The organism is Dactylosporangium sp. McL0621, assembly GCF_049995355.1.
Classification (GTDB): Bacteria; Actinomycetota; Actinomycetes; order Mycobacteriales; family Micromonosporaceae; genus Dactylosporangium.
Genome location: NZ_CP188259.1, coordinates 4,501,420 through 4,520,892 on the forward strand (window position 1 = coordinate 4,501,420; position 19,473 = coordinate 4,520,892).

The window sequence follows — 19,473 nt, forward strand, 5'->3', positions numbered from 1 at the left end:
CGGTGAGGTCTTCGCACGGACAGAGCCGATCTTGTATGTCAGCCACGACTCCGACGACGGAGTCTGGCAACTTATCGGCCCGAGCGACGCCGACCCCGCAACGGGCAAGCTCAGTCACCTTCACCACGCCGTGGAGCACGACCTCACGTTGCTCGACGTGCTCGACCTCGAGCCCGGCGAGAGCGCCTACCGGGCCGGGCCGGACGAGCCCTGGACCAAGGAACCGTCGTTCCAGTCGTCCGCCGGCGAGAGTGATCCGCGATGATGTCCGACCGGGGACTATCGGCGTGCATGGCCTACCAAGTGTGACAGCCACACAGCCAGCCAAGCCCGACCGGCGGCATAGAAACGTGATCGAGGTACACGACGGCTACTCCTGCACGGGCCGGGCGGTCCGGGTGAGCCGCCCGGCTGTACGGTGACCGACCGTACGGTGAAGGGTCAGCAGCCTTGGAGTTTGCCGACGATGGCGTCGGAGATGGTCTGGGCGGCGACGGCGATCATGAAGGTCACCGCAAACCCGGCCTCGCCGATGAGGCCCGACCGACGTCGGCCTATTGATCGGTGCTCCGCGAGGCCACCGCCCGACCGTCCGGGGCCTCGGCGCCGTGCTGCGGCAAGCATGGCGTCGACGGCCTCTGCGCCCTCAACCTGGTAGAGGCCCACGATGGCGTCGGCGGTGAGCGGTCCGTCCAGGTACGGGTACTGCCGCCCGCCGGGCAGCATCTCCCACCGCAGCCGCTCGCCGAACGCGTCCGCGCGCACGGCCACGACCATCAGCGGCCCGGCGCCGGCGAAGCGGCGCTTGGCGACCGCCGCGGCCTGAGCGCGAGTGCAGAGGTGGATGTACCCGCTCGCGCGGTCCAGCGGCGAGCCCTCGAAGCGACCCGACTCGCCCAGCTCCGCCCACTCCGCCAGCAACAGGATCTTGTAGAGCGGCGCGGGGGCCACCGACACGGCCGGCACCGGCCGCGACGTCCACCACGCGATCAACCCGTACGGCACCAGTAGGATCGCGAAGCAGCTGAGGACGCTGTTGAACGGCCAGAACCGCAGCCCATCGGGCGGCCCGAGCCCGGCGCACGCCAGCACACCGCCCACACCGCCGGCGCCGCAAGCCACCATGGTCGCGGCACGCGAAGCAGGCGGCCCGCAAGCGGCCCCACGACCGCGACGACGACCGGGAACGCCAGCACGGCGTGGATCAACGGCCCCAGCTCCGGAAAGCACACGAGATCGCTGTCGCACGGCGCCGGCGCCGGCGCCACGATCGCCCACCCGACCCCGAGGGCCGCCGCCACGCTCGCGACACCGGCCCCGCGCCACCGCCGATACCGCTGCCGTCCTCATGGCGCACAGCTTGCCATGCACCGGCCGGCCACCTGCCGACCACCACAAACCCTCACGTCCAGCCGCGGCCGAATTCCTCGGCCGCGACGAGCGTGAAGAGATTGACGGCGCTCCGCCCGCGAGTCGTTATATCTGCGAGCCGAGCGGTCTACGGGCTCCCAGCCATCCGAGCCGGCCTCGGCCCGCCCCTTCGCCATCCTCGAGCCCGGGGCCTACGCCACCATCGATTTTCGGGAGCCTCACGCAATGCGACGATCGCGCACGACCGAGCGCGAACGATCGGCGGCAGATGCGGTAGCCAAGATCGCTGCTCGGGAGCCGGTGGAGTGGGCCACGGCTGCTCGTCGGTCAACCGTCAACAGTTTTGCGCGGGGGGAGCATGATGCAGGGCGTGGAGACCTCTTTGCTGCCGGGTGAGCGCATCGTTTGGGATGGCCGTCCGGTGCGGCACCGGGTGTTCCGGCGTGCCGACGTCCTGCTCGTGCCGATCAGTCTCCTGTGGTGCGGGTTGGCGGTGTTCTGGGAGAGCGGCGTGCTGTTCAGCGGCGCACCGTTCTTCTTCGTGCTGTGGGGTGCGGCTTTCGTGCTGGTCGGCCTCTATGTGGTGGCCGGACGGTTCGTCGTGCGGGCCGTCTCGTCCCGGCGCACGCGGTACACGATCACCGACCGCCGGGTCCTGGTCCACAGCGGATGGTCGGGCAGCCGGCTGCGTACAGAGTACCTGCACGCATTGCCGCCACCGGTCATCACGCAGGAGCCGGACGGATCCGGAAGCCTGGCGTTCGGTGGGTTTCCGGGCGTCGCAGACGTCTTCACCGGTGGGCGCCGGCAGGGGTGGCGCGCCTGGTCCAGCGAGCCGTCCCTGACCCCGGTCCTGTGGGACGTTCCCGACATTCGTAGGGTCCGCGACTTCGTGGCCCACGCCCAGACACAGCCTGGCGGTCCCTACCACAGCTAGCGCCATGGGCGCCCTGTACCGCTCCTCGTGGGTTATGCCGCTACGACATCACCGCACCGTCAGCGGCTACTTATTTACTAGATCTACGACCGCAGCCCGGCCAGGCTTGGTCGAGGTGATCGGTGGGGTCGCTCTCATTCAGCGGCTGCCCGTCTGTGGTTGGGGCGTGGCTCTCATCTGGCATGCACCCTGCCGGTCACCGCGGCGTGGAGTGGCTCCAGAGGGGACTGCCCAGCTCAAAGTAGCGTTGCCCTCCTCGCTGAACCCGGTTCGGTCACAGCGAGGAGGAACATGTGGGGCGCGTCATCATCGGGATGGATCCGCACAAACGGTCGGCAACGATCGAGATCATCGACGACCGGGAAACGGTCCTGGCGGGTGGCCGGTTCGGCACTGACCGGGACGGCTACCGGGCGATGCTCGCCGCCGGCCGACGTCACCCGGAGCGGATCTGGGCAGTGGAAGGCTGCAACGGCATCGGCCGGCACATCGCGCAGCGCCTGGTCGCCGACGGCGAAACCGTCGTGGACGTGCCCCCGAAACTGTCCGCCCGGGCCCGGGTGTTCGCCACCGGCCATGGCCGCAAGACCGACCCCGTCGACGCGCACAGCGTGGCCGTTGCAGCGTTGCGCGCCAAGGGATTGCGGCACATCGTCGCCGACGACGAAACGGTGGTGTTGCGGCTGCTCGTCGACCGCCGCGACGAGCTCGGCCGGGCACGCACCGACCTGGTCAACCGCATCCACAAGCTCCTGCTGGAACTGCTGCCCGGCGGAGCCAAGACGTTCCTGTCCGCCGACCAGGCCCGCGCACTGCTGGCCACCATCCGACCGCGTGACCTCGTCGGGCGGACCCGCCGCCGGCTGGCGTCCGAACTCGTCGGCGAGCTGGTCCAGATCGACAAGAAGATCAAAGCGGCGAAGCAGGAACTGACCGACCTGGTCAAAGACAGCGGCAGCAGCCTGCTCGAGCTCAACGGCATCGGACCATCCGGCGCCGCCCGCCTGATCGGCGACATCGGCGACATCCGCCGCTTCACCAGCCGCGGACACTTCGCCTCCTGGAACGGCACCGCACCCCTGGACGCCTCCTCCGGCGACCAGCAACGCCACCGCCTGTCCAGGGCCGGGAACCGGCGCATCAACCGCGTCCTGCACATCATGGCCATCGTCCAACTCCGCCACGACACCCCAGGCCGTGCCTACTACCGACGCCGCCTCGCCCAAGGCAAGACAGCGATGGAAGCCATCCGGGCATTGAAACGACGGCTGTCCGACGTGGTCTACCGGCACATGCTCCGCGATATCCAGCAGCTGGAGACGGGCCGGGGAGGACAACCGGGAGCGACTCTGCAATCCAGCGCGGCTGACCCAAACCCCGAGGCCAGCACTTCGGAACAGTCACTTCCCGGACCCGCCGACCACCACCCTAGAACACTAAACGCCGACGCCGCTTGACAAAGAGGGGCGCCAGATGCGGGCGTCCAATCCGGGACTGCGGCAGCCAGGCGAATACCGCCGCGCCGCGGTCGGGTCACTCGACGAAGCTCAGAGCCGACATCCCAGCTTCCTTGCCCTCCGGGCGAAGCTCGACCGAACCGAGCCCCTGCTCTACCAGTGCGACCGCCAACCGCAACACCACGCCTGCGGCAGCACCATCGCCGACCGTCAGTTCGACATCGAGGTTCCAGCCCCCCATGCCGACTCCGGCCCCGGTCACTTCGCCGTCCGCACCAAGCACCGCCGTGAGAAGGTCCTCGACGTCGTCACGGTCAACGTCGTTGGGGAGCGGCCCTCTGCCCTTGATCTCGGATGCCGATCAGGTGGTGCTGTTGCGGCACGGTGTGGCGTTCGCGTTTGAGGTCTGCCGGCTGGCGGCCGGCTTGCAAGCAAGGTCCGGTTCCAGTGCGGTGCGTGGTGGCGACCAACCGAAGTAACGGCACGTTCCGGTTCCACCGGATCCGCGCCGGGGAAGACTGGGTGCTGGCGGATCTGAACGCCTACCAGTCAGAGCAGGTCGTCGTGGTGGATCTGCAACCGCCGTCGTGACGGTTCAGCCGGTCCGCGAGCTGATCGATGCCTGCATGGCCTGGGTCCGGGCGAGCCGGTAAGAGTCCGGCCAGCCTCGACCATCGCCGAGTAAAGATCAACCTTCGGCATAGGCGGCATCGGTAGGCCCCTCAGCCGGTCGGTGCGCGATCGGCGGCAGATGTGCGCATGCAATCCCCTCTTGCACAGGTAGCACCTGGAATGCGTTTTGCTGGCGAGGCAGGACGGGAACACCGGGGTTCCAATCGCAAGTGATCGGGTTGGTGCCGCCCGGGCACGGGCGATCGCTGCTGTCGCCGGTTTCGGGCCGATCCGGCAGAGGCCGAACCGTGATCGCTCCGACGTTCGGTCCGCGTCCGCGCGCATCTCCGGGGGACCGCCGGTTACGCACGGTGTAGCGGTCAGCCACCGAACACCGTCCGGATGTCGTCCTGGTCTTACGCCGGCGTGAAAGTGCGCTGCTGGCGGGATTGCCGGCAGCGCTCCTGCAGCTTGTCGAACGTGCCCTCGACCCAGCCGTGGCGCGGGTGGCCGGTCAGCGGCAGCAACCGTCGGCATCGTCGTCACCCGCGCCGGCGCCCCGACCCGCCGGGGGCTTCCTCGTCCGCAGGACCGGCGCCCTCGTTCTCATCGCCGAGGTGAGCCGCTCCGGCGTGGCCGTCGTTGCCGCCTACGGCATCGGGTTGCGGCTGCTGTACTTCGCCGTCATGGGCTTCTACGCCCCGCGCAACGCCATCTCCATCCCCACGTCGCGGACCGTCACCGCCCTGGAACCCGCCGCCGCACTCCCGCAGCGCCGCGCCATCGGCCGCCAAGTGCTCGCCCTGACCGCGGGTGGCGCCGCGCTCGCCGCGGCCGTCTGCGCCGCGGCCTGCGGGTGGGACAATTTTGGATGCCGCCTCTCAGCTAGTGCCGGGCGAGCACGACCACCACGGTCTCTGGGAGCCGGTCGGCGGCGAGGACGATGTGGTGCGGAGGCGGGCGATGCGGCGAGTGGCACTCGGCTTCCTGATCGCTGGGGCCGCGCTGGTCGTGCTCGGGATTGCGGCCGCCGTCGACCGGTACACCGGCTCCGAGCGGCGGGTGCGCGAGGGTGTGCCTGTCGTCGCCGTCGTCGAGTGGGTCGGCACTTGGGGCAGCGCGAAGACCGGCGGGGCGTGGGTCCAGGTCAGGTACCAGATCGACGGCGTGACGCACCGGGTCGGGCTGGGATCGACGTCCGGCGACGCCGGCGTGGCCAAGGGTGAGACCATCACGGTGTACGTGGACCGCGACGATCCCGAGAGCGTCGTCACCGGCACTGGCCTGGTCAGCGATTACCGCCACGAGCTCTTGCCGCCGGTCATGGTGACCGTCGGCGTCGTGGTGATGGGCATCGCCGGGCCGCGGCTGCGCCGGCGTGCGCCCGCTGTCCCCTTTCCCGCAGCGGAAGCCGCTGTCGCCGCACGGCCGGAGCCGCCACTTGAATTCTGCTACGCCATGCCCGGGTACCGGGCCGACATCGTGGACCGGCTGCTCAACCGCGTCCACCGTGCTATCCACGACGATCCCGAAGGTTCCGGCCGTACCGCTGCCATAGCCGCGCTGCGGCGGGCCGAGCTGCCGACCGCGCCGCGCGGCTATCGGCAGGACCAGGTCGACCTGTACCTACGACAACTCCTCGCCGAGCTGGGGCAGATGTAAGAGCACACTTTCCTGGATTATGCTTGAGACGGCGCATCCCCGCGTAGGGTTGCACGGAAGCGGTGCAGCGTGGCCGCTACGGATCGCGCCGAACAGCGGCAGATGAGTGTGTGTCGACGGCCTCCGGACTCCGGCGGCCGTTGGTGATCAAGCATGCAACGACGACTATGCGTCTGACACCATCAGCAGGTCTCATCTGCCCGGTCAAAAGGCCTGACGGGATCACACCCGGTAGTACTGCATGGTGCAGAACTCGTTGTCCTTCGGGTCGGTCAGGACGAGGACTGCGCCCTCGTGGTAATCGTGCCGTTCGCCTGTCCACCGGCCGGACAATATGCCGATCCGATCGAGCGGAAGTCGCAGCCCTTGCTGACGGTCGCCGCCGTCCTGGTGGATGAGGATCAGGGGCAGCCGTTGAGCGCCGTCTGCAGACAGATCGCCATGCAGCACCTGACGTTGACTACTGCCTGACGTCGAGCTGCACGGCGCCGAGAGCGATGATCGTGATGCTTGGGCGGCATGGCGGCGGCCTCGTCATGTTGTACGCCGTCGTGTGCCCCTGACGGCTTTGACCCATTGCCAGACCAGGAGCAGCAGCAGCGCGAGGCAGAGCGCGGCGCCGGACCAGGCGACTTGGGCGTCGCGCGGCTCCATGGGGCGCCCGGCATCCTCGACGTCGGCGTAGGGGTCCTCGGGGTCGTAGCGGATGTCGACCCGCTCGCCAGGTGCGAGCCCTTGGTCGCAGTTAACGCACCGGACCTGCGGCCGCTCCCCGGCCCACGTCAGAAAAGTGACCGCCGGGCCATGGCCGAACCGGCCGCGCTCGCCGCGCTCCACGACGACCGCCTCTGTCGTGCGGCCGACCCGGTCGAGCCGCTCGCCCGCCTCGCCGTAGTACCGCCCAGCGACGCCGCAGCAGCCGGCGCAGAGCAGCAGGACAACCGCAACCGCCGCCCAGGTCCACCGCCTCACGGGCCCACGGTAAGTCAGGCGGGCAATATGGCGAGCAGGGACGCAATGAGGGCTTCGGCGGCGCGAACGTCAACGTCGCAGTCCAGGGCGTCGTCGCACGGAGTCCGCGCGACCATGCCCAGGCGTACGGCGATTGGCGCCTGTACCGGTCGCGGCCAGGTCGTGGTGAAAATGCGTCGCCCCCGGCGCGGAACCGCGAACAGATCGGCTGCGGCATCCATGCTGTGTCCGCTGGCACGGTGAGTGCGGCACCGGATGCTCCCGAGTTTCGGGTACCAGCGAGAGCTCACCGCTGTGGATGTTCGCGAGTTGGGCATCAGCCCGGCTGGCATCTCACGCCCGCAGCCAGGCCCCCCACCTACGCTCTGTGACGGCGCTGGAAGGCCGGACGCGCTTTGTCCGCGGCAGATGGGTGCGCTGCGGTAGCGATGGCGGATTAGTCCGTTGCCAGCTAACAAGTCCTAACAGAATGATCTAGGGACTTCCGTCCTTTGTGGACGATGATCTATAGTGTCGACCGTGCGGAAGGGCGAGCAGCCACCATGGATGGTGCCGGACGGGTTGTGGGAGCGGATCGAGCCGCTGTTGCCCCGGCACCCGCGGCGGTTGCGTAACCCCGGGCGGAAACGGGTGCCGGACCGGCAGGTGCTGTGCGGGATTCTGTTCGTGCTGTACACGGCGATCCCGTGGGAGTTCCTGCCGCAGGAGTTGGGCTTCGGGTCTGGGATGACCTGCTGGCGGCGGCTGGCCGAGTGGCACGAGGCCGGGGTCTGGCAACGTCTGCACGAGCTCCTGCTGGCCGAGCTACGCGCCGCGGACAAGCTCGACTGGTCCAAGGCGGTGATCGACGGCTCGCATGTGCGGGCCCTGAAGGGCGGCCCAAAACCGGACCGAGCCCGGTCGACCGCGCCAAGACCGGCTCGAAACACCACGTCATCACCGACGGCGCGGGCATCCCACTCGCCGTCAGCCTGACCGGCGGCAACCGCCACGACGTCACGCAGCTCCTGCCGTTGATCGACGCCATCCCGCCGATACGTGGCAAACGCGGCCGGCCCCGCCGACGCCCCGACAGCCTGTACGCCGACCGGGCCTACGACTTCGACATCTACCGCGACCGGGTCCGCGATCAGGGCATCACCCCCTACTTCGCCCGCCGCGGCGTCGAGCACGGCTCCGGGCTGGGCGTTCACCGCTGGGTGGTCGAGCAGACGGTCGCGCTGCTGCACTGGTTCCGCCGCCTCCGCATCCGCTGGGAGATCCGCGACGACATCCACGAAGCGTTCATGAGCCTCGCCTGCTCCATCATCTGCTACCGCCGACTCATCAAGTGATCATTCTGTTAGGACTTGTAAATGACCACCCCTACCAGAGTTGGCATGGCGTCGCCATCGTGCGAGGATCTGCCGTCACCGTGAACGCCAGAGGTCGGAGGGTCCGCCATGATGGCCCACGCAAGTGGGTGATCGTGCTTGGCTCAGGGCTTGTCCTGTCCGGACTGCTGTGCTGCGGCGGGTTGATGATAATCGGCGCTATGGTCGAACAGGCCGAGAAGGCCAGCCGGGAGCTGGAATCGTGGCCGCCAGCGTCAGTGGCCCTGTTCGCGGCGGCGTTCATTGCTCTGGCTGCCGTCGTGCCCGTCACCATCGTGACGTCCTACCGCGAACGACGCAGCCGGACCGGAAGCTGAACGCTTGCACTGGCGCGAAAGCGCGGCAGTGCCGCAGGACGGCACACGAAGCGTGATGATGGTCGCCGCGCTGCAGCACCCGATCGGCGGCCAGATGGGTCGACGGATCGCTCCTCGGACAGCCTTGTCGACTGCACAGATCGAGCGGATCGCGGCAGAAGCGTACGCGTGACGACGGTGGCTATTGTTGGTCTTCGCTTCGGTGCCGGTGTACGGGCTGACAACGGTGGTCGCTGGCGGTGGACGCCGGGGTCGACGGGGACGGGAGATGGCACGGTTGATGAGCGGTTTGCGAGTGGCGGTGGCCGGTGCCGGCCTCGGGGGACTGTGCCTCGCTCAAGGGCTCGTGCGGGCCGGTGTCGACGTCCAGATCTACGAGCGTGACGCCGCGCCCGACATCCGCAGCCAGGGCTACCGGCTACACATGGATGGGCGCGCTGGCCTCGCACTCCACACGTGCCTGCCGCCGGAGCTGTTCCGGCTGTTCCTCGCGACGGCGAGCCGGCCGAGCCGGAAGTTCACGGTGCTGTCCGCTCAACTGCGCGTCATGCACGAGACGCTGGGGGACCCAAACCGGGATCTGGACAAGCCGGAGACGCTCAGCACGTCGGTCAACCGTGGCACGCTCCGCGAGATCCTCGGCGCCGGCCTGCGCGATCGGATCCACCAGGGCCGTGAACTCGTCGGGTACGAGCAGGACGCGCACGGTGTGACGCTGCGTTTCGTGGACGGTTTGACCGAGCGCGCCGACGTGCTCGTCGGCGCGGACGGCGTGAACTCGGCGGTCAGCCGCACGATGCTGCCCGCGGCAACGATCGTGGACACCGGCTCGCGCATCATCTATGGCAAGACGCCGCTCGACGACGAGACACGGCGGCTCCTCCCGTCGGCCGTGCGCGACGGGTTCACAGCCATCATCGGCGGCCGCGTCGGCATGGCGGCCGGGCTCGTCGAGTTCCGCCAGCCGCCGCCGGACGCCGCCGCCGCGATCGCCCCGGGAGTGCGGCTGAGCCCGGTCAGTGACTACCTGATGTGGGGCGTGTCCGCGCAGCACGACAGATTCCCGGAGCCGGACGCGACGATGGCCCAGATGGGCGCCGCGGCGCTGCACGCTGTGGCGTCCACGGCGATCCAGTCCTGGCACACCAACCTGCGCGCGCTGCTGGCCAAAGCCGCGGTCGAGGAGACGTTCTTCGTCCGGGTCCGCAGCTCCGAACGCGTCCCGGCGTGGACGCCAAGCCGGGTCACCCTGCTCGGCGATGCGATCCACGCGATGAGCCCGGCCCGCGGCTCCGGCGCGAACACGGCGTTACTGGACGCGGTGAATCTGTGCGCCGCGCTCACCGCCGGCGGCACCGACGTCTTCGCTGCGATCGGCGAGTACGAGGCGAGGATGCGCGACTACGGCTTCGCCGCGGTCGAAGCCTCCCGGCAGGCGGAGACGCAGACCGCCCGGAGGGGGAACCCGCTGTGGCTCTGGATCTTCAATCACCTACCGAAGCCGGGAGGCCGTGGAGATCGGGTGCACTGATCTCGGCTATGAGTGCGCACCCGATCATGGTCGGCCGAGCACTCTGATGCTTCGTGGGTCGAGGCGACCCCGCCCCACACACGCTCAGCGCCGCGAGGATCCACTGCAGCTGCAGCCGGGTCGTCGCAACGCTGCGCCGGTACCGCACCAGCAGCGACCCGACGCCGACGAGGACCAGGACCGGCAGTGCCGCTTCCGCGCGCGCCAGCACCCCCAGACTGGGCAATCGCGGTCCGCGGCGATCAGCGCCCAGCTGACCGGCACCGTCACCGCGGCGGCTACGGCCAGACCGCGGGCAAGCGGCCCGGTGTATCGGCGGCCGGTCCGGAACAGCTCGACGCCGATCTCGGTGTAGCGCAGTACCGGCTGCGGGAGGTCGTCCAGCGGCGCCCACTGCAACTGCGGGCATTTCTCCGGCTCGCGGACCGTGGGCTGGCCGTGCCGGTCGGGGTGGGCGGTGCGGTGGAAGAACAGCCCGATCCGAGGGGTGCCGTCCGGCGGGTGCCAATGCGTCGCCGCCGCCAGCTGCAGCTCGTCGGGCTGCAGCCGCAGCCCGGTCTCCTCGAACGCCTCCCGGGCCATGCCGGCCTCGGCCGGCTCGCCGGGCTCGAGTTTCCCGCTGGGCGAGTCCCATTCGCCGGCGACGAACCCGCCCCGGCGCAGCCCAACCAGCAACTCCGTCCCGCGTTCGCCGGAGCGGGTGTAGAGCAGCAACACATCGACCGGCACCAGGTATACGCCGGCCGTATGCTCCAGCGGCTCAGGTCCGGCAGGTGGAGCCGTCAGGCGCGGCCCGTCACCGGCCGGCATCAGGGATCCCGGCGCCGCGCGCAGCCTGGAGGTGGGCGTCGAGCTTGGCGAGAGCCCTCGCCATCTGCGGGTCCGTCCGCTCGGCGGGCCAGCTGGCCACCGTGATCCGGGGGAACAGGCCGAAGCCGCTGAACTCGACCGGGTCTGGGGTGAGGCGGGCATCGCGGTGCACGTCGAGCAGGAACCACAACGTGCAATCGGTGTGCTGGCCCGGGCCGACCGTCTGGGTGACGGTCAGGAACCGTGGGCCGCCGTCCGGGGTGAGCGGGTGCAGCTGGGCGGCGATGGCCAGTTCCTCGGTTTGCCGGCGAAGCGTGAGGCGCCCGAGCGGCAGGGTATGACGGCCATGTGCCGGTGCGTTGTCGCTTCGGTGGATCCGGCCGTGGTGGGGGCCATGGCGTCCTCTTGATGGTCGGGCGGCCGATGTTCAGGGCAGCAAGGCGAGCTTGGAGCGGACGGTCAGTGAGGCTGTGCTCGAGAACGGTAGCCATTTGTAGCCGTCGACCTCCTCTCTCTCGAGCGTCACCGCGTAGGTCGCGGGGAGAAGGAATCCCCAGCGGAAGTCGATGTGGTGGTGGGCTGGCTCGACCTTCGAGGGGTTCGCGTCGATGGTGTGCACGTCGATGTCGAGTGGAACATTCTCGTAGCCCGGTAACGGAACGACGGCGGTGGCGGGTACACCCACCTCTTCGTGTAGTTCGCGCAGCGCCGCGGCGCGAAGGTCGCGGTCTCCTGGTTCGATGTGCCCTCCGGGTGCCAGCAGTTTCCCGGTCGCCTTCTTGATGATGAGGAGCACCTGCCGGTCGTTGTCGGTGACGATGGCGCTGCAGGTCACGTGTGCCCGGATCCGCCACCTTCGCGCCGGTCTCTTCGAGCACGGAAGGCACCGCCTCGGTGGCCGGCGGCCCGCTGTTTCACGGGTACCTCGTCGTCCTCGCCGACGTCGCGTTCGGTCCGCGGCCGTCGGTCCGTCGCCGGCGATGGCTTTCGGCGCTACGCCCCGGAACACGCCGGTAAGTTTCACGCGCCGGTCGTCGGATCTCCCGGTTTCGCCAGCGCCGCACCACGGCCGTCTCGCCATTGATGTAAGCCTATGAGATGCTCCGCCAGGTCTGTACCGCGGTGAGCGGAGGGTGTCGATCATGTCCGTGTCGAGACGGGTGAGGCTCGCGTCGGTCGGGGTGGCGGCGGCCGCCACGCTGCTGGCGGCGCCGGTGCTGCTGCCGATGATGGGCGGCACCGCGTCGGCGGCCGTCGGCGGGTGTACCGCGACCGCGACCATCCAGTCCCAGTGGGGCAGCGGCGCGAGCGGCGGCGAGATCGTCGCCGTCACCGTCACCAACGTCTCGCCGCAGCCGAGCACCACCTGGTCGGTGACCTGGACGGCAACCGGCCAGGTGCTGTCGGCCTGGAACGCCACCGTCACCACGTCGGGCGGCACCGCCACCGCGGTCAACGCCTCCTACAACGGACGCCTCGCCCCCGCCGCCTCGACGACCTTCGGCATGCAGCTGACCGGCACGGCGCCGGCGCCGGTCATGAGCTGCGCCAGCGACGCGGCACCGCCGACGTCGATCTCACCCAGCTCATCGTCGTCGTCAGGCGCCGACGTCACGGTGGCACTCGGCGACAGCACGCAGAGGGTCACCCTCCTCGTGGGCCAGACGCTCGGGGTGTCGCTGCCGAGCCGCTTCACCCCGACCACGGTCACCGGGCCGGCGCTGTCGCCGGTCTCGACGAGCGGGGGCTACCCCACCGGCCAGCCGCTCGCCGCGCTGTACCGCGCCGCCGCGCCCGGCACCGTCGACGTCACGTCGGTGAGCGACGACCCCTGCCTGCACACCTCGCCGCCGTGCACGATCCCGGTGCAGCTGTGGGTCGTCCACGTACAGGTACTCTCCAGCGGCGGACAGACCGTCACCGTCACCACCGCCGACAACAACCACGCGGTCAGCCTGCACGTCGGCGACACGCTCGCAGTGAACCTGCCCAACATGTACGTGCCGCCCCGGGTCAGCCCGGCCGGGGTGCTGGCCGCGCGCGACGTCGCCGGCGGCTACCCGACGAACCAGCCGCTGGTCGCGCACTACGTCGCCACCGCACCCGGCCAGGCCGACGTCTCCTCGTACACCGACTACGCGTGCAACCATGACCCCACACCGTGCCCGGCACCGATCATGACCTGGGTCATCCACGTGACGGTCACCGCCTGACCACGACCGCCCCACCCGCGGCCGGCGGACTCCCGCACGCCTTCAACCTGCGAGGAGGGGGCAGTCGGATCGAGGCGACGCACCACATCGATCAGGCCAGGCCAGTCCGGCTCCGCCGGCGCTCGACGGCTCACGCGTCGCGCCTGCTGATACGGGCCCGTTTCGGCCGCAGGTCACCCAGTGGCGCATCCGCACCGACAGCCGTCACCGCCAGCGACCTACCGATCAAGGCGAACCTCCTACGGGTCACCCGGATCTCGCCCGTCGACGACCGCCCGTGGCACGCGGGGCCGGTCGCCGCGACCGAACTCGTCGGCCTGGTGCGCCAGGTCATCACCGCCTGCTTCCTGGTCACTGCCTAGCTGTCCGGCGTACGCACCGGCGAGAAACGGGCGAAGTTGCATCTGATGAAGCATTCGGCATCGCGGAATTGCGCTACTGTCCTGTATCGCCGAAGGTTGCGAATGTCAGACTTAGGTGGGGCTGCACCGCGTCGACGGACGGCGCACCGCCAAGCACCACCCAACGCCCGCGGAGCTGCACAAGGCCACCCGCCACCAGCGCGATGAGGTGCCCCGCCACCGACTGCGCCGCATGGTCCGCGCCGCCGCCGACAGTGCCCGCGACGAACGGGACTTCCTGGACCGCCTCCGCGCATCGGGCCTGCTCGTGCGGCCCTGCACCAGCACCGTCAACCTGACCGAGACCAGCGGCTACGCGGTCGCGCTGCCCGACGACCACAATGCCGCCGGGGACACGATCTGGTACAGCGGCGCGAGCCTGGCAATCGATCTGACCCTGCCCAAGCTCAAGCGCACCTGGCAACCGGGTTCTGCGCCCAAGCCGCCCTCGACGCAGCCCGCGACTTGCACACCAACACCGCCGAGCGGATGGAACGTGAGGCCCTGGGCAACCTGCAAGCCGAGCTGCTGCAAACCCGCATCACGCTCAACCAGTTCCGCGCCGAGCTCGGACGCACCCGCAACGACAGCCGAGCTACGAAAGATGATATGGACAAAACGATCGCCCGCGCCACCGACACGCTGGCCGACCTCGACGGCGCCATCTCCCGCATCCATCGCCGGCTCGGACCGCCAAGTTCCACCGACTCCCCGGGTTAATTAGTTAGACGGCCAGGACTTGGTCCAGGTCAAGTACGAGGTGGTGGGCCGGGTGCGCGGCGACGGGCAGTCGGTGGCGGCCCTGGTGCGGGCATCCGTACCCAACTGACCCGGCGGCCCTGCACGCCGGGGTGAGCCTTTCATACGCGCGATTCGCCGCCGGCCGCGCGGGTCCGGCGTACTGACAGGGCGAAGGCGAGGGCTGCCCCGCCGTACAGCACGGCAGTGATCGCTAACCAGCGGCCGAGGTAGACGTCTTGTGACAGCGCGGTGGCGGCTTCGAAGCCGGGCACCATCCTGAAGATCAGCGGGAACCACACCAGCAGCAGTAGGCCGGACAGCACTGTCGGTACGCGCAGGTAGTTGATCCAGGGGATCGTGCGCAGGTCGGCGGCGCGGCGGTGCAACACCGACCGGGCCGATCGGTCGGCGACCGCGTACAGCGGGAACAGGATCAGGTCGTGCGCGATCGCCGCGCCGACCAGCCACACGGCCACGCCGATAGGCTGGACCGCGAACAGTCGCACGGCCGCATAGCCGGCCACCGCGAATGCGCAGATGAGGACGAGCAGGTGCAACGGGTTCGCGCCGTACCAGCGGATGAAGCGGGCCATCGTCACGCCCGGAAGGTGAGCGCGCCCACCCACTTGGTGTTGTTCACACCGGGGTTGGCCGGCACGATCACACGAGCGGGATAGCCGTGGTCGAGCGAGAGGTCCGCGCCGTTGACCCGCAGGGCGAGCATCGACCCCGGGTCGCGGATCTGGTTGTCGCTCAGGACGGCGGAGCGGAAGGACCCGGTCTGCTGCACGGAGTCCACCAGGACGTTCGCCGCGCCGGGCAGACCGGCGAGGTCGGCGAGGTCGGCGAGGCGCACCCCGCTCCAGTGCTGGTCCTCGGTGGACCACCCTTCGACGCAGGCGATCGGCAGTGCGGCGGTGTGCTGCGGCAGCTTGAGTAGTTGCTCCCGGGTCAGGGTGAGTTCACGGTCGCCGCCCCGTACGATCAGCCGCCACGCATCGCCGACGTCGGTCGCGGTGATGCCGACGGACGCGGCCGTCTTGTTGATCTGGAAGCCGTTGGGTCCGTCGCCGGGGTTGCGGTTGCGGGGGGCCAGCAGCGCCGTGTACCGCGCCCAGCCGCCAAGGCTCTGCCCGACCGTCACCGCGAGCAGCAGCAGGGAGCCGGCGCCGACCAGCCCTACCGCACCGCGCCGCGAGATCGTCGGCGCGGCCGGTGCGGGTGGCACCAGGCCGTCCGGGTCGGCGGGCTCGGGCCGGGTGTGCGCCAGGTCGGTGCGTAGCTCGTCGCGGAGTCGCCGCGAGCGCAAGGCCCGCGTCATCGTGCCGAGTTTCAGGGCGACGTGGGCGGCGAACGCAGCGACGAAGACCCAGGCGCCGTAGAAGTGCAGGCTGTAGAAGGAGCCGGGGAAGACGTAGAACAGCTGGATGTTGAGCAGGCCCGTGACGAACTCGAAGATCGCCCCGCCGACCAGCAGCAGCAGCGACAGCCGTTCCAGGGCCTGTGCGGGGCTGCGCACGGGCGGCCAGTCGAACAGCTTCGGGATCACCGACCAGAGCTTGGCCAGCAGGACCGGAATGAGCACGACGCCGAGCGTGACGTGCAGGCCCTGGGTGAGCCGGTACAGCCAGGCCGGGTGCGTCGGCCAGTCGAACAGGTAGAAGCCCAGCAGCCCTTTGTCCGGGGTGGTGTCGTTGCCCAGGTCCGGGTTGTAGGCGGCGTAGGACAACAGGCCCGTTACGAACAGCACGGTGACCCCGGCCAGTAGCACCAGGCCGAACACCGACGTCAGCCAGGGACCGCGGATCGGGCTGCGCCAGAATTCGCGACGCAGCGGTCCCGGTGGCCCAGCCGGCCGGCGGCCTGGTGACGCTGCGCCCGGACTCGCCTGATCGTCCGCCACCGCACCGTTGCCTCTCGAACACGTGCCATCCAGAGCCGGCCAGCTACCCGCCGGTCCATGTGGCAAACCTGAACCCGGCACGAGGACCGGCAGGCGGCCGGGCCGGTCGGTGACGATCACGGCCACACTGATCGGTTTCCGTTCAAGGCTCGGAACACGAAGCAGCACGGTGGAATTTTCGGGCTCCTGTCGAACGGTGCGATCGACAGGACCAGCGCATTCACCGACGCTGTTGTCGCCGCGACGGTCACCTTCTTGCATCCACAGCTCATGGGAATTATCTGAGCTCATAGTGCTGGGGTGCCGGCGCGGTACTCACGTATCGACGCCGCGTGTCTGCGGCGAAGGCGCTGTCCTCGACCGGCGTCGGTGGAGCGCGGCGACGAGCACGAGCGCGAGCGCGGCGCAATAGCCGATCCGCTGCGCGGACACCGTGGTGAGGTGCAGGTTGGGGGCATACTGGGCGAGGTAGGCGGCCGCCGCGACGGCCAGCCATTCGGTCCGGCCGCCGAGGGCGACAAGCAGGACGAGCAGCAGTGCGTACCAAGGGTAGCTGGGCGCAGCGACGAGCAGTGCCGTGCCGGTCATGGTGGTAGCGGCCAGCCATGGCCGGTCCGGGTCGGCGGTGCGAACCGAACGCAATGCCACCACGGTGAGAATCGCGACCGCGACCGGCCCGGCCCAGGTCGTCGGCATGAACAGGGTCAGCAGGGGGAACCGGTAGCCGGTGGCGTAGCCCTCTTCGGTGAGGTACCCGGGGATGTAGCCGATCACCTGGGTGCCGACGGCGAGCAGGTGGGGCAGGTAGACCGCTACTACCGCGGCGGCCGTGGCCGTGACGACGAGAACCGGGCGCCGGCGCAGCACGGCGGGGGTGATCAGCAGCGGGGTGAGCTTGGTGGCGACGGCGAGCCCGAGCAGGACGCCGCCGAGAGCGCTGGCGCGGCGGGTGCCCCCCAGGGCGAGGACGAGCAGGGCCAGGCCGGTGAGGAACGCGGCGACGACGTCGACGTGGGCGTTGTTGCCCGCTTCCAGCGCGACCGTGGGACACCACGCCCACAACACCGCCAGCCGGGGGTCGGCCCCCGTCGCCCGCAGCCCCATCAGCAGCAGGATCGTGGTGGCCAGCGCGAACCCGGCCATCACCAGCTGCAGTGGCACCTGCCGGCTGCGCGGCGGCGACACGACGTGCACGGCCGCGAAGAGCGCCTGCGCGACCGGCGGGTAGATCGTGTGTACGGTCGGACGATTGATCACCGTGCAGCCCGGCGCGAGCGGACGGCCCTTGTCGGGATCGACGGCGCCAGCCGGGACGCACCAGTTCGCCTGCCGGGGCCACAGAAAGTCGTTACGCAGGCCGGTCAACTCGGGTGCGGCCGGGACGTAGCGGTAGGGGTCGATGCCCGCGGCCTGTACCCGGCCGTCCCAGATGTAGCGGTACATGTCGTCGCTGCTGCGGGGCGGCGCGCTGGCGGCCGCCAACGGCAGCACGGCACCGCCGAGCACGATGAGCACCGTGGCCGTGCGCACCGGGAGCCGGCGCACCAGCCACCCCCCGGCGGCGAAGACCAGCCAGGCGGCGCCGACGAAGACGACCGCCCGGGTCGGGCCGGTAAGGCCCGGCGCGACCGCATCGGGCTGGGCTACCAGCACGGCGAGGGCCGCCCCGGTTGCGAGAGCGCCGGCAACGGCGAGGCCGTGTCCGACTGGCCGGCGCCACCGCGGGCGCGGGTTCGGCGGCGCGTTGTCGATGGCCATATCGGGTGCGGCGGGCGGCTGGGGGGCGGTTACCGAGGGCCGGGCCCGGTCGGCGGCGCGGCCGGGTCCGGGGTTTGCAGGTGCGCGCGTACGGCCGCGGCGAAGCGGCTGTCAGGGCACTGCGCGGCGACGGCGTAGGCGTCGGCGACCGTGTCGACGTCGCGGAGCGCGGGCAGCAGGGTGACCGTGAGGCCCCGTCCGGCCAGCGCGGCGAGAGTGTGCCGGCCGGTGTCGGGGGTGGACATCGGTACCCCGCGCAGCACGGCAGCGTACGCCGGGTTGGGCAGCCCCAGGGTCCACCAGCCGCCGTCGTAGGCGGGTCCGAGCACGGCGTCGGCGCCGTCGTGGAGCGCCTGCACGGCGGTTGCCAGCAGTGCTGGGGTCAGCTGTGGGGTGTCCATGCCGAGCAGGAGTGTGGCGGTATCCGGTAGGGCGGTGTCGGCGTAGGCATGGACCAGCCGCTGGGCGAGGCCGGTGCCGCGTTGGGCCACGGTATGCCAACCGGCCGGCGCGGGGCAACGCCCGTTGAGCACGATGGTGCGGCGGCTTGCGGGCGTGGTGTCGAGGACGTCGATGGTGTCGGCCAGTGCGGCCGCGGCGATCGCGGCCGCCTGCCGGCCGGTGGCGGGTGGACAGAGCCGGGTCTTGACCCGCCCGGGCACCGGTGCCTTGGCGAACAGCAGGAGTTGAATGTTCACTTGGCCAGGACCTTGGCCATGTCGTGGATGGCCTGTGCGGTGCCCCGGACGGTGCCGGTCACCTTGGATCGGGTTCCGGCCGTGCGGGGGGCGTAGTCGACGTCGGTCTCGTGGATGCGCCAGCCGGCTCGAGCCGCCGCGACCACCATTTCGAGGGGGTAGCCGGAACGCCGGTCGCGCAAGTCCAGGGCGAGCAGGTCCGCGCGGCGGGCGGCGCGCATCGGGCCGAGGTCGTGCAGCGCAACGCCGATCCCGCGGCGAAGCCGCCACGCGAGCAGTGCGTTGGCGAGCCGGGCGTGCACCGGCCAGGCCCGGCGGGTTGTCGGGCGGCGCCGGCCGAGCACCAGGTCAGCGGTGCCGGCGCGGACGGGGTCGGTCACCCGCGAGAGCTGTTGCGGGTCGAACGAACCGTCGGCGTCGCAGAAGCACACGATGTCGGCGGCGGCGGACAGCAGCCCGGCGTGCGCGGCCGCACCGAACCCGCGTTGCGGCACGTGCACGACGGTGGCGCCGTGGGCGGCGGCGACCTCGGGTGAGCCGTCGGTGGAGCCGTTGTCGGCGACGATCGGCCGGTATCCGGCGGGCATGTGGGACAGCAGCCACGGCAGCGCGGGTGCCTCGTTGAGACAGGGCAGCACTACATCCGTCACGATCGGACGGTACCCGGCGCTGCGGCAGGCCGAACCACGGTTGGGCGAACCGAAGATGCTACGAAGT

24 protein-coding genes are annotated in these 19,473 nt (G+C 70.2%); 13 read left to right on the forward strand and 11 right to left on the reverse strand.

Annotation, left to right across the window (positions count from 1 at the left end):
• Positions 1 to 130: 130 nt before the first annotated feature.
• Entirely contained in the window at positions 131 to 265 is a 135-nt protein-coding gene (locus tag ACPPVO_RS21420) for a hypothetical protein (protein WP_426512978.1), read from the forward strand.
• A gap of 176 nt (positions 266 to 441) precedes the next feature.
• Here the strand turns inward: ACPPVO_RS21420 and ACPPVO_RS21425 are convergent, their stop codons facing one another.
• Positions 442 to 1,101, reverse strand: a complete 660-nt coding sequence (locus tag ACPPVO_RS21425; RefSeq protein WP_426512979.1) for a DUF952 domain-containing protein — start codon at positions 1,099 to 1,101, stop codon at positions 442 to 444.
• 628 nt (positions 1,102 to 1,729) lie between these two features.
• On the opposite strand from ACPPVO_RS21425, the gene ACPPVO_RS21430 reads away from it, so the two are divergent.
• Together ACPPVO_RS21430 and ACPPVO_RS21435 are read left to right on the forward strand one after the other, a co-directional pair.
• The gene (locus ACPPVO_RS21430) at positions 1,730 to 2,308 is read left to right on the forward strand and encodes a hypothetical protein (protein WP_426512980.1); all 579 of its coding nucleotides are present in this window, start codon (positions 1,730 to 1,732) and stop codon (positions 2,306 to 2,308) included.
• A gap of 293 nt (positions 2,309 to 2,601) precedes the next feature.
• The gene (locus ACPPVO_RS21435; RefSeq protein WP_426512981.1) at positions 2,602 to 3,765 is read left to right on the forward strand and encodes an IS110 family transposase; all 1,164 of its coding nucleotides are present in this window, start codon (positions 2,602 to 2,604) and stop codon (positions 3,763 to 3,765) included.
• Positions 3,766 to 3,841: 76 nt separating this feature from the next.
• Here ACPPVO_RS21435 and ACPPVO_RS21440 read toward each other — a convergent pair whose 3' ends face one another.
• A complete protein-coding gene (locus ACPPVO_RS21440) occupies positions 3,842 to 4,006 on the reverse strand; it encodes a hypothetical protein (protein WP_426512982.1) in 165 nt (54 codons plus the stop codon).
• Positions 4,007 to 4,221: 215 nt separating this feature from the next.
• On the opposite strand from ACPPVO_RS21440, the gene ACPPVO_RS21445 reads away from it, so the two are divergent.
• Positions 4,222 to 4,356, forward strand: coding sequence for a hypothetical protein (locus ACPPVO_RS21445; RefSeq protein WP_426512983.1), 135 nt, complete (start codon positions 4,222 to 4,224; stop codon positions 4,354 to 4,356).
• A gap of 984 nt (positions 4,357 to 5,340) precedes the next feature.
• A complete protein-coding gene (locus ACPPVO_RS21450; RefSeq protein WP_426512984.1) occupies positions 5,341 to 6,039 on the forward strand; it encodes a DivIVA domain-containing protein in 699 nt (232 codons plus the stop codon).
• Positions 6,040 to 6,261: 222 nt separating this feature from the next.
• Here ACPPVO_RS21450 and ACPPVO_RS21455 read toward each other — a convergent pair whose 3' ends face one another.
• Entirely contained in the window at positions 6,262 to 6,489 is a 228-nt protein-coding gene (locus ACPPVO_RS21455; RefSeq protein WP_426512985.1) for a hypothetical protein, read from the reverse strand.
• 84 nt (positions 6,490 to 6,573) lie between these two features.
• Positions 6,574 to 7,011: a hypothetical protein gene (locus ACPPVO_RS21460; RefSeq protein ID WP_426512986.1), complete on the reverse strand. Its 438-nt coding sequence runs from the start codon at positions 7,009 to 7,011 to the stop codon at positions 6,574 to 6,576.
• Between the two features lie 546 nt (positions 7,012 to 7,557).
• Between ACPPVO_RS21460 and ACPPVO_RS21465 the strand changes: the two genes are divergently transcribed.
• From ACPPVO_RS21465 to ACPPVO_RS21480, 4 genes are all read left to right on the forward strand, one after another.
• A protein-coding gene (locus tag ACPPVO_RS21465) for an IS5 family transposase (protein ID WP_426514666.1) occupies positions 7,558 to 8,345 on the forward strand; the annotation gives its coding sequence in 2 pieces (ribosomal slippage) (positions 7,558 to 7,891 and positions 7,891 to 8,345; 789 coding nt in all).
• Positions 8,346 to 8,545: 200 nt separating this feature from the next.
• A complete protein-coding gene (locus ACPPVO_RS21470) occupies positions 8,546 to 8,701 on the forward strand; it encodes a hypothetical protein (protein ID WP_426512987.1) in 156 nt (51 codons plus the stop codon).
• Positions 8,702 to 8,705: 4 nt separating this feature from the next.
• Positions 8,706 to 8,873: a hypothetical protein gene (locus ACPPVO_RS21475; RefSeq protein ID WP_426512988.1), complete on the forward strand. Its 168-nt coding sequence runs from the start codon at positions 8,706 to 8,708 to the stop codon at positions 8,871 to 8,873.
• A gap of 108 nt (positions 8,874 to 8,981) precedes the next feature.
• Positions 8,982 to 10,232, forward strand: a complete 1,251-nt coding sequence (locus tag ACPPVO_RS21480; RefSeq protein ID WP_426512989.1) for an FAD-dependent oxidoreductase — start codon at positions 8,982 to 8,984, stop codon at positions 10,230 to 10,232.
• Between the two features lie 84 nt (positions 10,233 to 10,316).
• On the opposite strand, the gene ACPPVO_RS21485 is transcribed toward ACPPVO_RS21480, so the two are convergent.
• On the reverse strand, positions 10,317 to 10,961 hold the full coding sequence (locus ACPPVO_RS21485) for an NUDIX domain-containing protein (protein WP_426512990.1): 645 nt from the start codon (positions 10,959 to 10,961) through the stop codon (positions 10,317 to 10,319).
• A 112-nt stretch (positions 10,962 to 11,073) separates the two neighbouring features.
• On the opposite strand from ACPPVO_RS21485, the gene ACPPVO_RS21490 reads away from it, so the two are divergent.
• Entirely contained in the window at positions 11,074 to 11,451 is a 378-nt protein-coding gene (locus tag ACPPVO_RS21490; RefSeq protein ID WP_426512991.1) for a hypothetical protein, read from the forward strand.
• An 18-nt stretch (positions 11,452 to 11,469) separates the two neighbouring features.
• On the opposite strand, the gene ACPPVO_RS21495 is transcribed toward ACPPVO_RS21490, so the two are convergent.
• Positions 11,470 to 11,877 carry an NUDIX hydrolase gene (locus ACPPVO_RS21495; RefSeq protein ID WP_426512992.1) on the reverse strand — a complete coding sequence of 136 codons (408 nt, stop codon included), beginning with the start codon at positions 11,875 to 11,877 and terminating at the stop codon, positions 11,470 to 11,472.
• 307 nt (positions 11,878 to 12,184) lie between these two features.
• On the opposite strand from ACPPVO_RS21495, the gene ACPPVO_RS21500 reads away from it, so the two are divergent.
• Both ACPPVO_RS21500 and ACPPVO_RS21505 read left to right on the forward strand, forming a co-directional pair.
• Positions 12,185 to 13,255: a cellulose binding domain-containing protein gene (locus ACPPVO_RS21500; RefSeq protein WP_426512993.1), complete on the forward strand. Its 1,071-nt coding sequence runs from the start codon at positions 12,185 to 12,187 to the stop codon at positions 13,253 to 13,255.
• Positions 13,256 to 14,121: 866 nt separating this feature from the next.
• Positions 14,122 to 14,376 carry a hypothetical protein gene (locus ACPPVO_RS21505; RefSeq protein WP_426512994.1) on the forward strand — a complete coding sequence of 85 codons (255 nt, stop codon included), beginning with the start codon at positions 14,122 to 14,124 and terminating at the stop codon, positions 14,374 to 14,376.
• 140 nt (positions 14,377 to 14,516) lie between these two features.
• On the opposite strand, the gene ACPPVO_RS21510 is transcribed toward ACPPVO_RS21505, so the two are convergent.
• Together ACPPVO_RS21510 and ACPPVO_RS21515 are read right to left on the reverse strand one after the other, a co-directional pair.
• Positions 14,517 to 14,996 (reverse strand): hypothetical protein, encoded by a 480-nt coding sequence (locus ACPPVO_RS21510; protein WP_426512995.1) that lies wholly within the window; start codon positions 14,994 to 14,996, stop codon positions 14,517 to 14,519.
• Positions 14,993 to 16,180, reverse strand: coding sequence for a molybdopterin-dependent oxidoreductase (locus tag ACPPVO_RS21515; protein ID WP_426512996.1), 1,188 nt, complete (start codon positions 16,178 to 16,180; stop codon positions 14,993 to 14,995). Before ACPPVO_RS21515 ends, ACPPVO_RS21510 begins: the two co-directional genes overlap by 4 nt.
• Positions 16,181 to 16,486: 306 nt before the next feature.
• Between ACPPVO_RS21515 and ACPPVO_RS21520 the strand changes: the two genes are divergently transcribed.
• The gene (locus ACPPVO_RS21520) at positions 16,487 to 16,585 is read left to right on the forward strand and encodes a hypothetical protein (RefSeq protein WP_426514667.1); all 99 of its coding nucleotides are present in this window, start codon (positions 16,487 to 16,489) and stop codon (positions 16,583 to 16,585) included.
• 30 nt (positions 16,586 to 16,615) lie between these two features.
• Here the strand turns inward: ACPPVO_RS21520 and ACPPVO_RS21525 are convergent, their stop codons facing one another.
• The 3 genes from ACPPVO_RS21525 to ACPPVO_RS21535 all read right to left on the reverse strand — a co-directional run bounded on the left by ACPPVO_RS21525 (position 16,616) and on the right by ACPPVO_RS21535 (position 19,406).
• Positions 16,616 to 17,953 carry a glycosyltransferase 87 family protein gene (locus ACPPVO_RS21525; protein ID WP_426512997.1) on the reverse strand — a complete coding sequence of 446 codons (1,338 nt, stop codon included), beginning with the start codon at positions 17,951 to 17,953 and terminating at the stop codon, positions 16,616 to 16,618.
• 134 nt (positions 17,954 to 18,087) lie between these two features.
• Complete coding sequence (locus tag ACPPVO_RS21530) at positions 18,088 to 18,756, reverse strand: TIGR04282 family arsenosugar biosynthesis glycosyltransferase (RefSeq protein ID WP_426512998.1); 669 nt, start codon at positions 18,754 to 18,756, stop codon at positions 18,088 to 18,090.
• Entirely contained in the window at positions 18,753 to 19,406 is a 654-nt protein-coding gene (locus tag ACPPVO_RS21535; RefSeq protein WP_426512999.1) for a glycosyltransferase family 2 protein, read from the reverse strand. Before ACPPVO_RS21535 ends, ACPPVO_RS21530 begins: the two co-directional genes overlap by 4 nt.
• Positions 19,407 to 19,473: the final 67 nt, after the last annotated feature.

What these genes read in the sequence shown, in the direction of transcription:
- ACPPVO_RS21430 (WP_426512980.1), top strand. Translation starts at nt 1,730, where the DNA reads ATGATGCAGGGCGTGGAGACCTCTTTGCTGCCGGGTGAGCGCATCGTT.
- ACPPVO_RS21440 (WP_426512982.1), bottom strand. Translation starts at nt 4,006, where the DNA reads ATGGGGGGCTGGAACCTCGATGTCGAACTGACGGTCGGCGATGGTGCT.
- ACPPVO_RS21450 (WP_426512984.1), top strand. Translation starts at nt 5,341, where the DNA reads ATGCGGCGAGTGGCACTCGGCTTCCTGATCGCTGGGGCCGCGCTGGTC.
- ACPPVO_RS21470 (WP_426512987.1), top strand. Translation starts at nt 8,546, where the DNA reads ATGGTCGAACAGGCCGAGAAGGCCAGCCGGGAGCTGGAATCGTGGCCG.
- ACPPVO_RS21480 (WP_426512989.1), top strand. Translation starts at nt 8,982, where the DNA reads ATGAGCGGTTTGCGAGTGGCGGTGGCCGGTGCCGGCCTCGGGGGACTG.
- ACPPVO_RS21500 (WP_426512993.1), top strand. Translation starts at nt 12,185, where the DNA reads ATGTCCGTGTCGAGACGGGTGAGGCTCGCGTCGGTCGGGGTGGCGGCG.